Genomic DNA, 19,086 nt, shown 5'->3' with positions numbered 1-19,086 from the left:
TCGGAGTGAATTCAGGCTGGACAGGGGCCAAGGGAAATCGTCATCCATTCAGGCGACGCATCATGATCACCTCCTCAATTTCTTTACCGTCATCCAGGAAACCGCCGGGGATCCGGCCAACTTCGGCAAATCCCTGCCGTTGGTAGAAACGCATCGCCGCCGGATTCTCGACGCTGACCGCCAGCTCAAGCTGCAGAACTCTGACGCTTGTTGCATAATCCGCAATCGCTTTCAGCAGGTTTGCGGCGATCCCCGTTCCACGTTGACTCTTGCGCACATAGACGCCGATGAGGGTAGCACGATGTGCCATTTTGCTCGGACGCTGACGCAATATCCCCATCATGCCGACAGGCTGGTCATTCAGGAAGGCGACGAAGACAGGATTATTCAGCCGTTGACGCCATTCCTCGTCGGGCAGATAGGCCCAATCCTCAAATCTGCTTGCAAATGAGGATGGCTCGCGGGAAAGCGCTTCAAGGCGAATGCTGCGGAAGACGTCAATCTCGTCCGCTGAGAGGCGTTTGATCAGGACCCCCTCCTTGTTCGTTGACACATTCACCTCCGATAAGTTTCGTAGAGTCACTGCGCTTGAGCGTGAGGACTTATGCGCCTTCACGAATTGGCCGGGTTTCTATGAGAGTTGCGCCCATTGCCATTCGGGCGACCGGGAATGAATGGTCCCATTGCCGATGCACGTCGACAGCTCTGCCCAGACCGGATCGCTCGTGAAGCTGGCGAGGTCCCCGCACGCCTGTGCCAACGGTTGCTCACCGTAGTTCGACAGCAGATCCAGGACGCTTCCGTTCTTTTCGATCTCCAAGAACGGATATCCGTGACTCGGCTTCAGAACACGATGCCCCCATACCCCGGGACGGATATCGGCGCCGAGAGCGTTCAACAGGTCGCGTTCTCCCAATCTTTCCAGTGCGGTGGCAACAACGTAGCGCATGAGGGGGTAATAGACCGTCTGCCGGCACCCGCCGAGGACGCGCACGCCCGGCAAGATGGATGTCACCAGAAACGTCGTGAGCAGGCTGGGAACGATTTCCCTCCGACGAAGCGCGGCAGCGATGCTCACGGGCTCGAACCCGACTGCGAATTGTGATCCATATCCACCCGAAAGAACTTTGTCCCGCAATCGCAAGGGAAAGATCTTTCCCTCTACCAGCTCCCAGAAGAGATCAGTCGTGCGGCGGATCCATCCCGCCCATGGACCGGCATTGAGATTATCGATTTCCTCGAAAATGCAGTGAGCAAACAAACCGTCGCCGACGAATCGCGTCGAAAACCACGATCCTGGATCCTCAAGATGGTCGGCCACAAGATCTGCGACATCGATATCGTCGAGTTGGAGAAGCCGGACCTGCGGCGGAAATGCCTTCCCCCAGAGTGCCTGGTTGCCGGCCTTGATTGCGTTTGCGGCCGACGCGAATTCGGTGTTCGGCAGGATCGCCTTGAGCCTTGCGGCAGCCTCGTTCGCGGGCTCCCCGCACTTCTGACCCGACAGCATGAAGCGATAGGGGCCATTGAAGCCGCAAATGTTGTAGGAGTCCATCCGGCTTCGGGGAAGTCCGAAAACATTGACCACTTCGCCTTCAAGGTGAAGCCAGCCAGGCCCCTTTTTCGTTCTTTCTATGAACTTCACAGTCGAGGCGCTGTAGCAGACATGCCACCGGAGCCCGTGCGCGCGAAGGCCGAGCAGGCTGAACAGATGCGTATAAAAGGCGTCCGGTTCGATCAGCAGATGGCAATGCGGCCCGCTTTGAATGATCGGCGAGGCGGCCAATTGACTTGCGGCCTGCTGAGCCTCCTGCTGGTCCGCTCCCGATCGAAGGGCAGCTCGTTCGACACATTTCTGCAGGAGGGACATGGCCTCGCTGCGAGCGGTATAGCCATCTCGGTAGCTTTCGACATCATGGATGGCGCATGCATAGTCCTTGAGCGGGCTTGTCCAGAACCGCCCGAGATGCGGCATGAGATGTGACAAGGTGTTTTTTACGTCGCCCGCAGCGCTCAGATGACTGCAGTTGTCACCGGTTTCCGCATCGAGCTGGTGGCTGTCCATCGAACCGTTTCCTCCACGCCTGGACCCGAACGCTACATTGTCCGATCTCATCATTCAGGTTCCGGAGCTACCGATCGTGGAGCCCGCCACGTCCAGTTTGCCTGCGCCGGCGGCATTCCTTCGCGTACGAAAATGCGTGGCAGTAGCTCATAACAGTAGTCTGGCGGTATAGCCGGCTTCACCATGGACGTGACGAAATCCCGCAAGGAGGCGAATGAGTTGGAGGAGATGATCGTGTAAAAATTGCCGCTATTCCACGTAATGGCGGAATAGTCGAAATACGATCCAAGGGCGGAAACGGAACTCTCCAGATCGACCTGGAAATCCGCCATCGTGTCGAGAACATCGCGTTTCTTGGCGACAATTTGCGACTTCGAAAAGTACCGTGACTTGAACTGTTCGTCCTTTTGACGTTCGCGTTCAAGGTACGTTTCGACATTCGGGTTCGAGATTTTTTGCACCTGTATCAGAAGACCTCCAGCCCGAATGCGAGGTGCTATGACGGCGAGCTGACTATTCCTGTCCGGGCTATACATTTGGAAGGTCGTATCCTCCAGCACCACATCGTATCCGTCCCGGAATGCCTGAAGATTTTCATCGGTGGCATAACGTTCGTCGTCCAGTTCGAAAAACGGGCCATGATGGAAATACGCGTCCTCGCTTCCTCGCCGGGCGAAAAAACTTATACGATTGCCGTCTGTAGGGCTGCAGTTCAGGGTCTTGAGCCGGCCATCGCCAAGCCTTGCCAGTGCTCTAGCCAGCGTACCCGCTCCAGCCCCGAGCGTATAGATTGTTGCGGCTTGCCCGCTGCGTCCCCATGCTGCCAGTCCAAACGAGAGTATCGCCGCGGCTAAGCGGCATTCCTCTTCAAGCCGGTAGGGGATGCTTGCAAAATAGTGGTTGTCAAAATGGCCCCACAGACGCCAATGAGTGTCCCAGAATGTCATGCAATCGAGATCGAACCCCAGCAGGCTCAGTTCTGTCGCAGAGGAAACAGGAGCGTTGGTCCTGGTCCTTTCAAATGCAAGCCTCACACCGAATGACGGGTCTCACGTTCTGATCCTATCAAAAGCTTAAGTTGTTTTAGGCCTACCTTGCGTGTGAGACAGCAGTCATTCAGGAGGTGCGGCGTTTCAACCAGGCAGGCGGATGCCCGTGAAAGCCGCCATCCAATGCCGTGCGGCAATTGCAGTTTCGTTCGCCGATCAGGCCGGAGATAGCGTCGATGAGGGTTTTCTCGATGAGATCGTGGAGACCTTCCTTATAGTAGATTTCGTTCATGCTACCCGGTCCGAAATGCACCACGGCCGGGGCCATGCCGGCGCCGAAATTGATGACCGGCGCGATGGAGGCGAAGCACATTTCCGCCTCGCGGGCGAAGATCACTTCGGGGACCAGCGGCGTGCCGACAATATCGCCGCCTTCATGCGCATAGGCGCGGATTTCCGCCGGCGTCTCGAAGCGCGGGCCTTCGGTACAAACGAAGGTGCCACGTTCGATCACGCGGTTGCTGTGCCGGTTGGCGGCAGCGATCAGGTCGGCGCGCAGGCGCGGGCAGAAGGGGTCGGTGAAATCGACACGCACCCAGCATTCGCTTTCATCGAACAGCGACTGGGCGCGGGATTTCGTCTTGTCGAGGAAATCGTCGGAAACGACGATATCGCCCGGCCGGATCGCCGGGTTGACCGAGCCGATGGCGTTCTGGGAGATGATCGATTCTACGCCGAGCTCGCGCAGCGCCCAGATATTGGCGTGATAGTTGATCTTGTGGCTCGGCAGCGTCAGCTTCTCGCCGTAGCGCAGGATGACGGCGGATTGCCGTCCGCCGATATCGCCGATCAGCACTGGGGCGTCGCCCCAAGGGGTCGAGACCATTTCCAGCCGGCGGTCTTTCAGAAGGTTGTCGGAGGCGGCGCTGGTGATGAGCCCGACAGGTGCGTCCGTCATGGTCCTGATCCTTTATTATGCTTGATGTCTGTAATGTTCGTGAATGGATCGGCGGATGGCCGGTTCGTCGACATTGAGAAGCCGCCCGTCCTCGAAGATCATGCGGCCGGCCACCATGACGCCGCACACATGCTGCGGCCCGGCATGGTAGACGATATCGGAGAGCACGCGTTCGGCCGTCAGCCCGAGCGGATGGCTGACGTCGAGAACGACGAGGTCCGCTTCCTTGCCCGTTTCGATGCTGCCGATTTCCGCATCCCAGTTGAGAACGCGGGCGCCTTCGAGCGTCGCCATGGTAAAGGCGTCCCGCGCGCCCATGATCCGGCCGTCGAGGCTCGTCGCGCGCTGCAGGAGCACCGAGAGCTTCATTTCCTGGAAAAGATCAAGGCAGTTGTTGCTGAGCGTGCTGTCCGTGCCGAGCCCGACCGGCACGCCGCACCTGCGCAATTCCGGCACCGGCGCAATGCCGCTCGCAAGCTTCGCATTGCTCGCCGGGTTGTGGGCGACGCCCGCACCGGTTCTGGCAAGGATGTCCATGTCGTTTTCGTCCACCCATACGCAATGGGCGAGCACCGCGCGGCTGTCCAGGACGCCGAGGCCGTTCAGCCAGGCGGTCGGCGACTGGCCGTATTGCTCCATCACAATCTCGTTCTCGCGGCGGTTTTCCGCGACATGGATGACGAAGGGCAGGTCGAGGCGATCGGCCTCGCGCTTAACGTCCTTCAAAAGGGAAGGGGTGCAGCTATAGGGGGAATGGCCGCCGAGATAGAAGCGGGCAAGGCCGTTGCCCCGGTGCATCTCGATCGCTTCCATGGTCTCCTCCAGGGCGAGCGGCCAGTTCGGCCGGCCGTTGCGGCGCAGTTCCGGCGAGTTGGCGAGCGCGCCGCTCAGCGACCGCATGCCGATCTCGCTCGCGACCGAGGCGAAGACGCCGGCGCCGTAGCGGGTGCAGTCGCAGGCGGTGGTGATGCCGTTCCTCACCATGTCCATAATCGCGAGATAACAGCCGCGCTGGTTGTCCTCGACGGTAAGGTGGGAGGTTTGGGGTGCCAGCGCCGCGGCCCATTCGAAGAGGTTGCCCTCGTCGCAGCAGCCGCGATGGGTCGAAAGACCGCCATGCGCATGGGTATTGATCAGGCCGGGGATGACGACGCGTCCGCCGAGATCCCGTCTTGCGATGTGCTCCGCCTGCGGTGGCATCTCCGCCAGCGGGCCGGCCCAGACGACCTTGCTGCGGTGGATCAGGACGGCACCGTCCGGATGGAAACCGCCGGGCAGCCCGGTGCAGAGAAAGGCGTTGTACAGAAGTGTCAACATTCTCAGACCTCCAGCAGGAAACGTCGGCCATCCAGCGTCAGGCTGACCTCGGCGCAAACGGAAGGGGCTGCGGCGACACGGCCGTTTTCGATGGTCAGCGGACCGTCGTGACCAGGAACGACGATATCGGCCATGCCTACGATGCGGCGGATGCTGGCGCGGGCCATTTCCTCGTCGAAGGCGCCGGCGGGGGCGCCGGTTTCAATCTCGCCGCGATGTTTGATCGCGTCCTGGGCGAGGACCACACGTTTGCCGTCGACGGTCATCACCAGCGAGACATGGCCGCCGCTGTGTCCCGGCGTCGAAATCATCCTCACCCCCGGCAGCACTTCGAGTTCGCCGGAGACGAGGGTGAGTTGCGGGCTCCGCAACAGACTCTCGACCTGGAAGCGGGAGATGGCCGGGTCATCGAACCTGTGGTCCTGGACATAGGCGAATTCGCTTTCGTGAAGCACGATCTCCGCCTTCGGGAAACATTCGACATTTGCGATGTGGTCGAAATGGAGATGCGACAGGATGACGGTGCGGATATCGTGGCGGTCGATGCCACGCTCGGCGAGTGCCGCCATCAGGCCCGGGCGGTCGCCGCTGCCGCCGGTATCGAACAGCGCGTGACCTTCGTACGTCTTCAGGAGAAGGATCGTGCTCCAGCCGAGGAAACCGCGCGAACTGCGCCCCGGAAAGCCGGGCATCAGAATGTCGTAGGAAGCAGGGTTCGGCATCGATCAGCCCTCCATCTGCCTGAGCCGCGGATCGAGCAGGTCGCGCAGCCGGTCGCCGACGAGATTGGTGCCGACCACGGTGAAGAAGATGGCGAAGCCGGGAATGGTCGCGACCCACCAGGCATTGCCGATATAGTTGCGGCCTTCGGAGATCATCGTGCCCCAGGTCGGCGTTTCGGGCGGGACGCCGAGGCCGAGGAAGCTCAGCGAGGATTCGAACAGAATCATCTTGGCGACCAGCAGGCTGGAAATGACGATGACTGAGGACATCACATTGGGCAGCAGATGGCGCGTCAGGATGTGGGGAGAGGAAATCCCCATCATATACGCCGCCTGGATGAATTCCCGCTCACGCAGCACCAGGCATTCGGCGCGCACGACGCGCGCATATTGTACCCAGTTCGTCAGGCCGAGGATGGCGATGATGTTCCACAGGCTCGGTCCGACGACTGCGGCGACGGCGAGCGCCAGCACTAGGAAGGGAATGGCGAGCTGGATATCCGTCAGCATCATCAGCACGCGGCCGGCATATTTGTCCTCGTAGCCGGCGATCAGCCCGAAGGTGACGCCGACGGCACCGGAGATAACGACCGAGCTGACGCCGACCAGCATGGAGACGCGGGCGCCGACGACGATGCGGCTGAAGATGTCGCGGCCGAGCGCGTCGGTGCCGAACAGGTGGATGCCTTCGGAACCCTGCCAAAGCGGTGGCTTGAGGCGCTGAAGGATGTCCTGTGCGCTCGGATCGTAAGGTACGAACCAGGGGCCGAAGAGGGCCGCGAACAGCGCGACCAGAAGGACCGCCAGGCCGAAGGCGGCGAGATGGCTCGTCAGGTAACGTTTGAGAAATGCGCTCATTTGCCCGTCCTCAGACGCGGATCGAGCAGGCCGTAGGAGAGGTCGACTAGGAGATTGATGACGACGATGACGGCGGCCATGAACAGAACGAAGGCCTGCACCACGGTGAAATCGCGATTGGCGATCGCCTGGATCGCCAGCCGGCCAATGCCAGGATAGGCAAACACCTCCTCCGTGATCACCGCACCTCCGAGCAGCGCGCCAACCTGAAGCCCGATAACGGTCAGTGTCGGGATCGCAGCATTGCGCAGGGCGTGGGAAAGGAGGATGCGGCTTTCGCGCACGCCCTTTCCGCGGGCGGTGCGGACATAATCCGATTGCAGCACCTCGATCAGCGAGGAACGCAGCAGGCGGGTTATGATCGCCGTCGAATAGGTGGCGAGCACGATCGCCGGCATAACGAGGTTCTGCCAGCTTCCGCGGCCGGAAGGCGGCAGCATATGGAATGTTTCGGAAAAGAGCAGGATCAGCATGATTGCCAACCAGAAGGCCGGAAAGCTCTGGCCGATCAGCGAGATCAACAGGCTTGCGCGATCGATAATCGAGCCGCGATTGGCGGCGGCCAGAATGGCGAGCGGAACGGCGAGCACGATCGACAGCACGAAGGCGGCCCCGCCAAGCTGTAGCGTCGCCGGCACGCGTTCCAGCACGAGCTGCATCGCCGGCTGCTCGTATCGCAGCGACATGCCGAAATCGCCCCTGGTCGCGCGGCTGAGAAAATCCCAGTACTGGATGACCAGCGGCCGGTCGAAGCCCATCAGGTGACGGAAACGCTGGATGTCCTCGATCGAGGCCTCTGGCGGCAGGAAAAGCGCCGACGGATCGCCGCCGATCCGAATCAAGAAAAACACGGCGACCGATACGCCGAGCAGCACGATGGCCGCGTAGAGCAATCGGGATATCAGAAAATTGGCCAAGACCTGCTTCGCTCCGTCAACGTTGGCATCCGCGGCCCGGCCGGAAGCCGGCCGCGGATGCCGTTTCTATCAGAAATGCGCCTTGCGCAGGTCGATCATGCCGTCCGGACGCGGTGTCCAGGTGAGCCTGGCGTCGAGGCCGTAGATCAGCGGCGGCTGGATCATCGGTAGATGCGGCGCATCCTCCTTGATGATGGCGGCCGCCTTCTCGTAGATCGACTTGCGTTCCGCCTGGTCGATCGTGCCTGCGCCGGCATCGAGCAGCTTGTCGAGCTCCGGATTGCTGTAATAGCTCTGGTATTCGCCCGTGTGCAGCAGCGGGTACCAGACGAGGTTCGGGTCGCGGCCGCTCCAGCCGGGGAAAGTGATGCCCTCACGGCCCTTCTTTTCCGAAACCTGACCCCAGACGCCCGGCTCGAGATATTGGATGTTCACCTTGATGCCGACCTTCGCGAGGAAACCGGCCGTCGCTTCGACGATCTCGCTGTCCTTCATGTAACGTCCCTTGCGGGTCATCAGTGGAACGGTGAAGCCGTCCTTGTAGCCGGCTTCGGCGAGCAGCGCCTTGGCCTTGGCCGGATCGTAGGGGTAGGGCTTCCAGGCCTGATCGTAACCGAAGGCGTTGGCCGGAAGGGTGAGCGCGATGCGCGTGCCCATGCCGTTCAGCAGCGCCTGCTGGATGGCATCGACATCAACGGCGTAGTTGATCGCCTGGCGGACACGCTTGTCCTTGAGCGGCGTGTCGCGGGTGATGTCGAAGGCCAGGAAATAGAGCGAGTCGCTGGCGACCGTCGAAATCTTGGTCTCGCCGCCGTCGAGCGAGGCCATGTCCTCCGGCGGCACATCGACGGCGATATCGACGCCACCGCTCTTCAGTTCGGCGATGCGAGTACGAGTTTCCTTAATAGGGCGGAAGATCACTTTTTCGACTGCTGGCTTGCCGCCCCAATAATCCGGATTGGCTTCGAGCACGACGCGCTCGTCCTTCTTCCACTCCACGAAACGGTAGGGGCCGGTGCCGACCGGCTTGGCAGCGAGATCGGCGCTGTTGTTTTGGGCGGTGTAGGACGGCGGCACGATCAGTGCCGGGAAGCTCGCCTCATACAGCGACAGCAGCATGGTTGGGAAAGGCTTGTCGGTCTTGATCTCGACCGTGTAGTCGTCGACCACCGTGACCGACTTGATTTGCGAGATGCGCGAGTAATAGGGCGCCTTGAAATTCGGATCGAGGGCGCGGTCGAGGGTATATTTCACCGCGGCCGCATTGAAGGGCTCGCCATTGTGGAATTTCACGCCTTCGCGCAGCTTGAAGCGCCAGGTCAGCGGATCGGGATTGCTCCAGGATGTCGCAAGCGCGGGAACGATGTCGCCCTTTTCGTTCTGGCTGACGAGACCGTCATAGATCTGGAAGAGGATATTGGCGGTCGGGAAGGCGGAATGTTTCGCCGGGTCCATCGAATATGCGTCGGCGGCCTGGGCGACCACGATCGTCGAGGAGTTCTGGGCCGAGGCGCCGAGCGGAAGAAGCGCGAGCGCGGCAGCACCCAGCGTGCCGGCCACAAAATGTCGTCTCAGGATATCTTTCATCTGTTCACCCTTTTCTGTTCTGCGATGGGCCGAGCGGCCCGTCGGATCTGTCGTCTTCCTCAAGCCTTCTTCCTCCCGGCCGAACCCTTTACCAGAGCTATGGCCGCAAAGTGATCCAGGCGCCCGAGGCGCAGGACCATCATTTTACCTGCCCTTGCAGCGGGCAGTTCCGTGTCGTCGTGAAGCGAGAGAGCGGTATCGGCATCGGTTTCCACCGAGACCTCGAACCCGGCGAGCGGCGTCAGTTCGGTCAGCCTCTTGGTCTGCGAGGCGGCGCCGTTGAGAAGATGCAGGACCATGCCGTCCGGATGGCCGTAAAGGATGGTCTCGACGGCACTCGATGCGGTCGTGCGGACGGGCGGCGGGCCGATCTTGGCCTCCACCAGCGCGCCGAGGATCCGGCGATATTCCGGCATCGAATAGCGGTGATAGAGCGCGCCGATGCGCCAGGGAAGCCAGATCGCCCGACCTTCGCCGAAGCTGCGCTCGATCAGACCGGGTTCGCTGCCGTCTCCTTCGACGGTCGTGAATTCCGGAGAGTTGTTCGCGAACGGGCCAATGATGCGGAGGTCGTCCTGCGTCTCGCCATCGCCGAAGGGTGCCCAGAACGGACCGGCGGCCGGGATATGCGGGATGCCGTCCACAACGCTCCCGAGGTCGGCCCGCCTCAGCGCGAAATAGGCGCCGACCACCGAGCGGGCCTCGCCGGGAAGGGCCGGCAGGCAGCGCAGGGCAGGCGTTTCCCGCCGTGTTCCTATGTCGGTTGCAGCTGCGAGATCGGCGGTGGCGACAATCTTGCCGCCCTGTTCGACATAGGCGTCGATCGCCGCCGCATCGGTATCGGACAGGCAATCTGCCGCCGGCAGGATCACAAGATCGAAACAGCCGAGCTCCATTGCATCGAGACCCGGCGCAACAACAACGGCGAAGGGATAACGCAGATCGGACAGTAATTCACAGGCGCCGCGGAATTCCGCGACATGGCCATTGCCGTTCGGCGCCCCGGCCATCCGGCCGGCGTCCTCGCCCCACAGCCGGCTGTGCTCGGAACGGACCACGGCGATGCGGGCGAGGCTCTTCAGGCCACGGTACCAATGGGCGTTCTTCTGTTGGTAGGCACCGAATTCCCGCAGCGCCGGAACGAAGCGTGCGTCTTTCTGCTCGAGCAGGCCGTTCACCGCCGGCGCCGTACTGGCGCCATTCGCCGCCGCCTGAACGAGGTTGTGGATCAGCCGCGCCTTCGGCATCGCCGACTGGCGGCTGGCGAAGACTTCCGACGTCGTCTGGATGAGGAGCGGCGGACGGCCGGGTTTCAGGGCGCCGGCCGGGAGCGCCTCTTCTGCGGCCCAGAGGTTCCAGATCGGCTGCGGATCGATCGGATTCGGCATCACGGGGTTGGAGACCTGCGAGCCGATGATGTCGCTGACCTCGGCCATGCGACGGATGTTCCAGCCCTCATGGACGTGATGGTAGGGTACGATCGCCGCACCCGGATTGCGCTGCTGCACGAAACTGCGGACGCGGCCCATGTAATCGGCGAGGAAATCCTGCCGCCAGGCCTCATAGGCGGGTTCTCGACGGTCGGAAGCGGGAACGGGCTTGCCCGTCGCCGCCTGCACGATGCCCCTGCAGCGGCCGCAATAACAGCGCGGCACGTGCAGGTAGTTGAAGAAGAAGCCGTCCGCGGTGGGGTAGCGGCCGAGGATCTCGTCGAGGATGGAAAAGACCTGCGCTTGCCAGAACGGGCCGGTGGCGCAGATCTGCGGCATGGCCCAGACGCCGGTGACCGCGCCGTCCGGTTTGCGGACGAACCAGTCGGGGTGTTTCGCCTCCATGCCTTCGCGGCCCTTGGAAATGTCCATCCGCACCAGGACGCGGATGCCTTCCGCCTTGGCGGTATTCAGGAAGTCGCCAAGGAAATCTCCCTGCAAATGCGGGTTGATCGTCTGCGAGGCGAGTTTCGTCGGATACCAGGTGGAAAAACCGCCGCCCATAACGATGCAGGCATTGGCGCCGGCGCTTCTGATCTCGCCGACGAGCTGGTCGACAGTCGATTTCGCGGCATCGGTCTCGCGCAACAGGTGCTGGAAAAAACGCAGCGGCTCTTCGGTCCAGGCCAAAGGCGAGGTCAATGGCATGCGCAGCCTCCTGCCCAAAGCTTGGCGTAGCGCTTCCGCATCCCGCGGATCGGCGCTTCCAGAACATGAGCTGCGGCCCGTGCGGCCGCGCCTTCGGTCCGCCGCCGGTCGGCGAAGACTTGGGCCTCGCTCCAGATCGCCGCCTCGTCGATCGCCGTGGCACGGCCGTTCGAAACGACGATGCGCCCGGCGATCATGACCCGGTCGATGGCGCTGCCGTTTTCTGACAGGACGAGCTGGCGAGGTGCATCGTTCAGCGGCCGAAATGCCGGTGCGTCCAGGCGGAAGAACGTGATGTCCGCATCGTATCCCGCTTCCAGGCGGCCTGTCGTCTTTAGGCCGATGGCATCGGCGCCGCTGGACGTGCCGAGCTTCAACGCGGTCTGCGGGCCGATCCAGTCTTCCTCGTCGTCGGACTTGAGATTGTGTAGGAGAGCGGCCCATTTCATCGTTTCGAGAAGATTGGCGCCGTCGTTGCAGCAGGCGCTGTCGGTGCCGAGCCCGACCCGAATGCCCCTGCCGAGCAGGTCGGGAAGCGGGCAATAGCCGCTGCCGAGCCGGGCGTTGGAGACCGGATTGTGGATGATCGTCGCATCGGCGGCGGCAATCCGCGCGGCATCGTCCGGCTCCAGCCAGATCGCGTGAACGAGATTGGTGCGCGGAGTCAGCAGGCCAAGGCCTTCGAGATGGGCGATCATGCCGCGGCCGTAAAGCTTCAGGCCCATCTCACGCTGCAGCCGGGTTTCGAGGATGTGGGTGTGCAGGAGTGTTTCGTGCCGCCGGCTGAAATCGGCCGCCGCGACAAGCAGTTTGTCCGAGCATCGCTGCGGACCGGATGGACCGATCGCGACGCTGATCCTGGCGCCCGCTTCGCCGTTCCAGCGGCGGAAAAAAGCGTCGACGATCGCCATCTGCTCGCAGGCGGGCACTGGAGGACGGCTTCCGTAGGAGCCAAGATCGAGGCCGACGAGGTCGCCGGCATCGAAGGGCAGAGTGTCGATAATGCTCCGGTCCGAAACGATCGGCGCGATCACCGCCCGCATGCCGCTGTCCCGCCAGGCCGAGGCGACGGCATCGAGCGCCCCGGCATCAATATCGGGTGAGATGCGCACGTGATCGAGGACGGCGGTCGTCCCGGACCGCATCATCTCGATCGCGCCGAGCATCGTCGAGATGTAGATCTCCTGATGGCTGCGTCTTTCACGCGCTGCGGAAGAGGTCAGCGACCAGAGTTCGAGCGGAAGGTCGCCGGCGATCCCCCGAGCCAGGTTGTCCGGTGAATGGCTGTGGCAGTTGACGAAGCCGGGCGTAGCGAGGAGGCGGGAGGCATCGATGAACTGTCGCCCGGTAGGGACAGGCGTGCCTGCGGGATGCAGCGCTGCAATCCGGCCGCCCGCAACCTCGATCGACCACCGTTCCGTCTTGAAGCGGCCGGCGTCTTCCATCAGGCATAAAGTGTTTTCGAACCAGTATCCCGGCACAGATTTTCCATTCGATGCGTTCCCCGGCGCCTTTGGCATCCTTGGCCCTAGTGTTCCCAGCTAGCGGCGAAGGAAAATACGCAGTTTTGGAAAAAATCATTTTCCGGATAGAAACCCGGCGGATGGAGAGGAACGGCACGCAAATTGCTGCTGGAACCTGTCTGCTTGCGATTGCCCCTTTAATGCGTAAGCTGTCGATTAACGGCGCGTCACAATGCGCAAGATGTGAGCAGTGAACGAACCGAAGTGAACAGGTTCCAGGACATATTGTCATTCGTGCGGGTGGCCGAACTCGGCGGCTTCACCGCAGCTGCCAAGGCACTGTCATCCTCCACATCGGCGGTGACCAAGAGCGTGACCCGGCTCGAGGAAGGACTTGGCGTACAGCTTCTGCACCGCACCACCCGGCGCATGCATCTGACCGAATACGGGGCGGAATATTACGAGCGCTGCCGCCAGATCCTCATCGATCTTGATGAGGCGGAAGGCTCCATTCGTGAGGCAAATATCGCCCCCAGTGGGCCGGTCCGGATCGCGCTGCCGCCGTCCTTCGGCCGCATGACGGTCATTCCCGCGCTGCCGGAATTCTACGATCGTTATCCGAACGTCGTGCTGGACCTCTGCCTCAAGAGCCAGACAACGAATCCAATCGAAGGCGGCTTTGATCTTGTCGTGCATTCCGGCCGGCTCGCTGATTCCCGGCTGATCAACCGTATCCTGGTGCGCGGCGCCCAGAAGACGGTGGCAGCTCCGAGCTATATCGAGCGCTATGGCCGGCCGCAGACGCCGGCCGATCTCGTTCGGCACAACTGCATCACCGGCGCCTTCGGACCAAACTGGCATTATCGCGGCAAGGACGGCAGCGAAGAGGTAATCCGCGTCTCAGGATGCCTGACGACAGACAGCGGCGACATTCTGCGCGAGGCGGCGATGACCGGTCTGGGGATATCTCAGGCGACATGGTGGCTGTTTCGTGAGGAGATGCAGCGGGGCCTTCTGGTGCCCGTTTTGGAGGACTACGAGATCGAAGCCGATCCAATCGCGATCGTCTTTCCCGCGAACCGCCGCACACCTGTAAAGGTGCGCGCTGTCGTTGATTTCCTTCTTAAAATTACACGAGGTCACGCACCGTAGGTTCCAATCGGTTCAAGGCGAGTGGTCTCGCTTAAGTCTCGGTTGGTGGCTCAGGGCCACAAATGGTCTCTAAAATCTCAATCGTCATCTGCTGCGCTTGCGATGGTATCCTAAAGTATTTCGACTGGTACAGAAGCTTAGACATAACAGCCTCGGCGAGCCGGGCGTCCATCATACGTGCCGTTTTCAGGGCCCGTGCGCATGATTCCTTGAACGGAATGAGCGCCTCTACAAGGTAATCATGGCCTTCGCTCTCGCGGACGCAGGCAATATCGAACATGTCGCGTGGCTGCACTGAGGCCCCGCGATAGAAAATCTTTTTCGCAACGATCTCGGCTGGCGTCTCCAGGTAAACCTTCTGCCCTCGTATTTCTCTTTCCCTCGTGGGCTCAGACGTCAGGTGCGTTGCGACGATAAAGTCGATCTCTCCGATATCCTTGAACACGATTTTGAGCGCACGCGTTCCGTCGAAGGTATAAGCCTCGGGGTGTATGTCGAGAGCAAAGCCCTGCGTTTGTGGATTGAGATAAGGCAGCACCTGAGGATCGTCGATGAAGATATCGACGTCGAAACTCTGCCGGTGGCCGATTTGAAGCATCAGCGCAGTGCCGCCACCGAAACTCCAGCTGTCGAGAACGGTGAACTTTGAATTAGCTTGGCTGATTATCTTCTGGGCCTGGTCAAAGAGCTCGGCCCAATGACTATTTTGAGATTGTGCCACTAGGCGGCTCGGGCGAGCGGCAGTTCGTATCCGGCCATATCGGAAAACCGTCGTGCAACGACAGAGGCATCAGCAAGGTTGACATGCATTTCATCGAGAAACGAATGCTGAAGGCTTTCGCTAACATCAGAAAAGAACGCAAATGCCGATGCGTCGTAATGGTCGGCGCTCGCCGGGTCGGCAATCTTCGACGCCAACTGCTCAGCCGAAAGGCTCGTCCCATAAGGGGCGTTTACCGTAGCCAACACTGTCGTAGTGACGAATGTCATCAATTTTCACCGCAGTTAATACATTGCCATATATAGCGTCTTGCGACGCGGGAGACAAGGAGCGAGCCGTTTGCCGGCATCCGTTCGTCTGGCTCGATTCCCTTCAACGGCAGGCCAGACATCGAACGACGGGGTCTCAGGTTCTACTCTCATCAACTGGAACGATTGTGAAATAGCGGGATCGTCGGTTCGAACCCATTCAAGAGCTAATCCATTCAGATGAACCTGACATCCCCTTGATTAGGAAAGACCGTACCAGGCGCCGCGGCCGGCACCGTGGAGGACGAGGTGCCCTTGATCCACGAGTGCCTTGAGATGATCCTTGATGGTGTGACGGCTTGCATCGGTGATCCGTGCAGCCTCCGCGACCGTGATCCGTCCGTGCTCGCGCGCCAACTCGAGCAATGTAATGGATAATTCCGGCATGTCGGCGAGAATAATACGCTCGCGCTCCATTTTCTTCTCAAGCCGCGTCTTCTGCCGATGCAGGGCTTTCAAAAAGAACTCGATCCAGGGGTTCCAGTCTGGTTCGGTGCTGCGGATCGTTCCCTGCGTGCGCCGAAGCGAGACGTAATAGCTCTCCTTGCTTTGCTCGATGATGCTTTCGAGCGAGCTGTAGGGGACGTAAGCGTAGCCGGCCCGCAGGAGCAACAAGGTGGTCAGAATACGCGATAGGCGGCCATTACCATCCTGGAATGGATTGATTTCGAGGAAAACGACAACGAAGATCGCGACGACTAAAAGTGGATGGAGCCGCTTTTCTCGCCCTTGCTCATCCAGCCAGGCGATCAGTTCTTCCATTCGACGCGGCGTATCGAACGGCGATGCCGTTTCGAAAACTATGCCGAGGCTCTCGCCTGTTCGTTAAACGCTTCCACGTTGTTGGAGAGGGTTTGTATGCGCCGCGATGCCGCTCGTCCTTTGTCGAATTCGCAAGAAGGTCGCGGTGGAACCGACGGATATGATTCTCGGTGAATGAAATAGCTTCGTAAGCACTGAAGATGGGCTCCATCACCTCCGCATAGCCGGCAACCTCTTGCTCGTCGCGTGTCGTAAACGACCTCTGGCCTGCTGTCGGTTTCGTGGACACCAAAACGGTGACCGAAACAGCAAGTTACTAACAATAGCTTGGGTTTCGCGGGTCTAGTCCGTTCAGGAGCAAGGCACCATTCCCGCTGAGGTCGCGCAGCGTTTTTAGCCGTGATCAATGGTGTGCGAGGGCGGCGGGAGACAGTTCTGCCACTGTCGAGCAGCCGAGATGGCCGAGCGTCGTCCAGAATTCCCGCTGCAACAGTTCCAGCGTTCGCCGCACCCCGTTTTCGCCGTCGGCCGCAAGGCCGTAGGCAACGATGCGGCCAAGCGCCACGGCATCGGCGCCGAGTGCAATCGCGGCGGCGATGTCGCTTCCCCGGCGGACGCCGGAATCGAAGATCACAGGAACGTCCTTGCCTACCGCATCGCGGATCGCCGGCAGTGTTTCCAGTGTTGTCGGCGTGCGGTCGATCGTCCGGCCGCCGTAATTGGAGACATAGAGACCGACTGCACCGGCATCGAGCGAGGCCTTGGCGTCGCGCACGCTGGAGACCCCCTTGACGATGCAAGGAAGAGGAGCCTTCTTGATCACGCTGGCGGCCTGAGCCCAGCTCCAGCGCGGCCTGGTGAAATCCAGAAGCTCAACAAGGGCTGCTGCGTCGGACTTGCCGGGACCGAAGTTCGACGGACCTTCCTCGCCGCGGATCGAAAACCGGTCCTCCATCATCCGCTCCCGCCACTGGCGTATCGGTGAATAGGTGACGCAGATATATTGATAGCCGGCTACCTTCGCTCGCTCGATCATCTCGAGCACGGCACCTTCATCTCCCACGAACGTCATCTGGAAAATGGAGGCGACCGGCGAGGCCATCGCTACCTCCTCCAATGAATGGGCCGCCGCGACCGGCACCATCTGCTGGATGCCCGCCGACGCTGCGGCGCGGCCGATCGCAAGATGCCCTTCCGGATGGAATACGGCCTCGCCGCCGCCGAAGGGCGCGATGAAGGCGGGGAAGCTGAGGTCGAAGCCGAGGACTTTCGTGCGCGTGTCCGGATTGCTGATGCCGGCGAAAAGCGGCACCTCGAACCGGATGCGGTCGAAGACGGCGGTGTTTTCGCGGAGTGTCACCTCATCGCCGGTGCCACAGGAAAGATAGTTCCAGTCGACCTCCGAGAGCCGGCGTTGCGCATCCTTGTAGATGCCGCGCAACGTCGTGTATTTCTCACGGGTCGCATAGCGATCGTCGATCCGGTTCGGCTTGTCCGTCATGTACGTTTTCCAGTCCGTGAAAGCGAACGTGCGGACCAAAATCCGCCCGTGCCATCGAGGTTATTTCTTGGCGGCGATCAGCACGATTTCGATAAGCCGTCTGGGATCGCCGAGATCGGCAACGCCGATCGTCGCACGCGACGGCAGATCGTCGCCGTCGAGCCATTCGAGCCAGGCCTCGTTCATCTCCTCCTTGCGCGACATGTCGGAGAGATAGATGCGCGCCGACAGGATGTGATGCTTGTCGGAGCCGCATTCGGCGAGTATCTCTTCGAGCTTGGCGCAGGTCTGTTGTGTCTGCTCCTTCATGCCGACGGAAATGTCGCTTGCGGCATGGCCACCGAGGTAAAGCACGCCGTTATGTTCGACGGCGCCGTGCATGATGCGGTGCTTGCGGTGACGTTTGATCATTCTGAGTTCCTTTGACAAAGGGAAAGGGTGCCCGCCGCTTGGCCGCGGCAGGTTGGGTTGGTACGTCTTGAGCTGGGGTCAGCCGCGTCCTTGCGGGGCGTATCTGTCGAGCGGGATTTCGGCTTTCTGGCCCGTTACCAGCTTAGCGAGCTGGGCGCCTGCAAACGGACCGATCGTCAGGCCGCCGGCCCCAAGCCCGTTGCCGATCGTCAGGTTGGCGATATCGGGAACCCGACCGAGGGTCGGGTTCATCGTCTCGCCCGCCGGGCGAAAGCCGATGCGCGTTTCGATCAGCGTCGCATTGGCAAGGCCTGGTGCGATATTAAGGCCGGCGGTGAGCACTTCCAACTCGCCGGCGGCGGTGACGCGGTAGTCGAAGCCGGTGTCGTTCTCGCGGGTCGCGCCGACGACCACGCGGGAATCGTCGAAGGCGAGCATGTAATGGCTGCTCATCGGCAGGACGACGGGCCATTTGGCCGTTGCCACGCCTGGCAGGCGCAGGTGGATGATCTGGCCTCTCTGCGGCTTAACGGGATGGATAAGCCCGAGCGGTCCAAGGATCTGGTAGGCCCAGGCGCCGGCGGTCACGACGATTTCATCTGCTTCGATGACGGCGCCATTGCTGTCGAGGCAGCGGGCGCGATCGCCGTCGAGCGTCAGGGTGACATGTTCGCTGCGGAATCTTGCACCCATGGAGACGGCTGTGCGGACCATCGCGGCGGACAGCAGGCGCGCATCGACGCGGGCACCGCCGGGGATGTAGATTGCATCGAGATCCTCGCGCAGCGGCGGGAAGAGTGTACGCGCTTCCGTCGGGGTCAGGTGCCGGACATCTCCGGCCTCAGGCGCATCCTTGACCCGGCGCGCCACCCGTTCGGCCGCGGCATCGAATTCGGCGCGGTCCTCGGCGACCACCAGGGCACCGACCTTGCCGTAGCCTAGCTCGGTCTCGCCCTTCGCCTTCAGACCCTCGATGAGGCCGTCATAGAAGCGGGCGCCAGCGGCATACATCTTGTACCAGTCCGGCTCGTCGGCCTTGGTGGCCCAGGGGCAGACGATACCCGCACCGGCCATGGTGGCCTTGCCCTGATGGGCTTCGTCGACGATTTCCACCTCCACGCCCTCGCGGGCGAGATGGTAGGCGGCACTGGCGCCGAAAATGCCGGCGCCGATGATCAAGACACGCATTTCAAGAATCCCGTATGTTTTGACTTTGG

17 protein-coding genes and 1 pseudogene are annotated in these 19,086 nt (G+C 61.3%); 1 reads left to right on the top strand and 17 read right to left on the bottom strand.

Features of this window, described 5'->3' with window-relative positions:
- Positions 1–40: 40 nt before the first annotated feature.
- From JL39_RS22655 to JL39_RS22605, 11 genes and pseudogenes are all read right to left on the bottom strand, one after another.
- Positions 41–583 carry a GNAT family N-acetyltransferase gene (locus JL39_RS22655; RefSeq protein ID WP_200883995.1) on the bottom strand — a complete coding sequence of 181 codons (543 nt, stop codon included), beginning with the start codon at positions 581–583 and terminating at the stop codon, positions 41–43.
- Between the two features lie 48 nt (positions 584–631).
- Positions 632–1,870: a hypothetical protein gene (locus JL39_RS22650; protein WP_052183067.1), complete on the bottom strand. Its 1,239-nt coding sequence runs from the start codon at positions 1,868–1,870 to the stop codon at positions 632–634.
- Between the two features lie 245 nt (positions 1,871–2,115).
- Positions 2,116–3,045 (bottom strand): annotated as a pseudogene (locus JL39_RS22645) (class I SAM-dependent methyltransferase); the annotation flags it as partial.
- A gap of 136 nt (positions 3,046–3,181) precedes the next feature.
- Positions 3,182–4,012: a hypothetical protein gene (locus JL39_RS22640; RefSeq protein ID WP_052183061.1), complete on the bottom strand. Its 831-nt coding sequence runs from the start codon at positions 4,010–4,012 to the stop codon at positions 3,182–3,184.
- Positions 4,013–4,027: 15 nt separating this feature from the next.
- Positions 4,028–5,329 carry an amidohydrolase gene (locus JL39_RS22635; protein ID WP_052183060.1) on the bottom strand — a complete coding sequence of 434 codons (1,302 nt, stop codon included), beginning with the start codon at positions 5,327–5,329 and terminating at the stop codon, positions 4,028–4,030.
- Between the two features lie 2 nt (positions 5,330–5,331).
- The gene (locus JL39_RS22630) at positions 5,332–6,051 is read right to left on the bottom strand and encodes an MBL fold metallo-hydrolase (RefSeq protein ID WP_052183059.1); all 720 of its coding nucleotides are present in this window, start codon (positions 6,049–6,051) and stop codon (positions 5,332–5,334) included.
- Between the two features lie 3 nt (positions 6,052–6,054).
- A complete protein-coding gene (locus tag JL39_RS22625) occupies positions 6,055–6,909 on the bottom strand; it encodes an ABC transporter permease (RefSeq protein ID WP_037156222.1) in 855 nt (284 codons plus the stop codon).
- Complete coding sequence (locus JL39_RS22620; RefSeq protein ID WP_037156221.1) at positions 6,906–7,826, bottom strand: ABC transporter permease; 921 nt, start codon at positions 7,824–7,826, stop codon at positions 6,906–6,908. The genes JL39_RS22625 and JL39_RS22620 overlap by 4 nt, the downstream gene beginning before the upstream one ends.
- A gap of 69 nt (positions 7,827–7,895) precedes the next feature.
- Positions 7,896–9,476 carry an ABC transporter substrate-binding protein gene (locus JL39_RS22615; RefSeq protein WP_052183058.1) on the bottom strand — a complete coding sequence of 527 codons (1,581 nt, stop codon included), beginning with the start codon at positions 9,474–9,476 and terminating at the stop codon, positions 7,896–7,898.
- Positions 9,473–11,551, bottom strand: coding sequence for an alpha-amylase family protein (locus JL39_RS22610; protein ID WP_037156220.1), 2,079 nt, complete (start codon positions 11,549–11,551; stop codon positions 9,473–9,475). Before JL39_RS22610 ends, JL39_RS22615 begins: the two co-directional genes overlap by 4 nt.
- The gene (locus JL39_RS22605) at positions 11,542–12,996 is read right to left on the bottom strand and encodes an amidohydrolase family protein (protein ID WP_052183057.1); all 1,455 of its coding nucleotides are present in this window, start codon (positions 12,994–12,996) and stop codon (positions 11,542–11,544) included. Before JL39_RS22605 ends, JL39_RS22610 begins: the two co-directional genes overlap by 10 nt.
- 282 nt (positions 12,997–13,278) lie before the next feature.
- On the opposite strand from JL39_RS22605, the gene JL39_RS22600 reads away from it, so the two are divergent.
- On the top strand, positions 13,279–14,166 hold the full coding sequence (locus JL39_RS22600) for a LysR family transcriptional regulator (RefSeq protein ID WP_037156219.1): 888 nt from the start codon (positions 13,279–13,281) through the stop codon (positions 14,164–14,166).
- Positions 14,167–14,197: 31 nt separating this feature from the next.
- Here JL39_RS22600 and JL39_RS22595 read toward each other — a convergent pair whose 3' ends face one another.
- The 6 genes from JL39_RS22595 to JL39_RS22570 all read right to left on the bottom strand — a co-directional run bounded on the left by JL39_RS22595 (position 14,198) and on the right by JL39_RS22570 (position 19,057).
- Positions 14,198–14,887 carry a nucleotidyl transferase AbiEii/AbiGii toxin family protein gene (locus tag JL39_RS22595; RefSeq protein ID WP_081952952.1) on the bottom strand — a complete coding sequence of 230 codons (690 nt, stop codon included), beginning with the start codon at positions 14,885–14,887 and terminating at the stop codon, positions 14,198–14,200.
- Complete coding sequence (locus JL39_RS22590) at positions 14,887–15,156, bottom strand: hypothetical protein (RefSeq protein ID WP_037156217.1); 270 nt, start codon at positions 15,154–15,156, stop codon at positions 14,887–14,889. Before JL39_RS22590 ends, JL39_RS22595 begins: the two co-directional genes overlap by 1 nt.
- A 240-nt stretch (positions 15,157–15,396) precedes the next feature.
- Positions 15,397–15,957 carry a DUF977 family protein gene (locus JL39_RS22585; protein WP_052183056.1) on the bottom strand — a complete coding sequence of 187 codons (561 nt, stop codon included), beginning with the start codon at positions 15,955–15,957 and terminating at the stop codon, positions 15,397–15,399.
- A 403-nt stretch (positions 15,958–16,360) separates the two neighbouring features.
- Positions 16,361–17,458 carry an alpha-hydroxy acid oxidase gene (locus JL39_RS22580; RefSeq protein ID WP_037156215.1) on the bottom strand — a complete coding sequence of 366 codons (1,098 nt, stop codon included), beginning with the start codon at positions 17,456–17,458 and terminating at the stop codon, positions 16,361–16,363.
- Between the two features lie 60 nt (positions 17,459–17,518).
- Positions 17,519–17,869: a RidA family protein gene (locus tag JL39_RS22575; protein ID WP_037156213.1), complete on the bottom strand. Its 351-nt coding sequence runs from the start codon at positions 17,867–17,869 to the stop codon at positions 17,519–17,521.
- 78 nt (positions 17,870–17,947) lie between these two features.
- Positions 17,948–19,057, bottom strand: coding sequence for an FAD-dependent oxidoreductase (locus JL39_RS22570; protein ID WP_037156257.1), 1,110 nt, complete (start codon positions 19,055–19,057; stop codon positions 17,948–17,950).
- Between the last annotated feature and the right edge of the window lie 29 nt (positions 19,058–19,086).

Source organism: Rhizobium sp. YS-1r (assembly GCF_000757525.1).
GTDB classification, from domain to species: Bacteria; Pseudomonadota; Alphaproteobacteria; order Rhizobiales; family Rhizobiaceae; genus Neorhizobium; species Neorhizobium petrolearium.
This window is presented reverse-complemented; position numbering and strand designations above follow the sequence as displayed.

What these genes read in the sequence shown, in the direction of transcription:
- JL39_RS22635 (WP_052183060.1), bottom strand. Translation starts at nt 5,329, where the DNA reads ATGTTGACACTTCTGTACAACGCCTTTCTCTGCACCGGGCTGCCCGGC.
- JL39_RS22590 (WP_037156217.1), bottom strand. Translation starts at nt 15,156, where the DNA reads ATGACATTCGTCACTACGACAGTGTTGGCTACGGTAAACGCCCCTTAT.
- JL39_RS22585 (WP_052183056.1), bottom strand. Translation starts at nt 15,957, where the DNA reads ATGGAAGAACTGATCGCCTGGCTGGATGAGCAAGGGCGAGAAAAGCGG.
- JL39_RS22625 (WP_037156222.1), bottom strand. Translation starts at nt 6,909, where the DNA reads ATGAGCGCATTTCTCAAACGTTACCTGACGAGCCATCTCGCCGCCTTC.
- JL39_RS22580 (WP_037156215.1), bottom strand. Translation starts at nt 17,458, where the DNA reads ATGACGGACAAGCCGAACCGGATCGACGATCGCTATGCGACCCGTGAG.
- JL39_RS22630 (WP_052183059.1), bottom strand. Translation starts at nt 6,051, where the DNA reads ATGCCGAACCCTGCTTCCTACGACATTCTGATGCCCGGCTTTCCGGGG.
- JL39_RS22575 (WP_037156213.1), bottom strand. Translation starts at nt 17,869, where the DNA reads ATGATCAAACGTCACCGCAAGCACCGCATCATGCACGGCGCCGTCGAA.
- JL39_RS22650 (WP_052183067.1), bottom strand. Translation starts at nt 1,870, where the DNA reads ATGTCCCTCCTGCAGAAATGTGTCGAACGAGCTGCCCTTCGATCGGGA.
- JL39_RS22605 (WP_052183057.1), bottom strand. Translation starts at nt 12,996, where the DNA reads ATGGAAGACGCCGGCCGCTTCAAGACGGAACGGTGGTCGATCGAGGTT.
- JL39_RS22640 (WP_052183061.1), bottom strand. Translation starts at nt 4,012, where the DNA reads ATGACGGACGCACCTGTCGGGCTCATCACCAGCGCCGCCTCCGACAAC.
- JL39_RS22610 (WP_037156220.1), bottom strand. Translation starts at nt 11,551, where the DNA reads ATGCCATTGACCTCGCCTTTGGCCTGGACCGAAGAGCCGCTGCGTTTT.
- JL39_RS22570 (WP_037156257.1), bottom strand. Translation starts at nt 19,057, where the DNA reads ATGCGTGTCTTGATCATCGGCGCCGGCATTTTCGGCGCCAGTGCCGCC.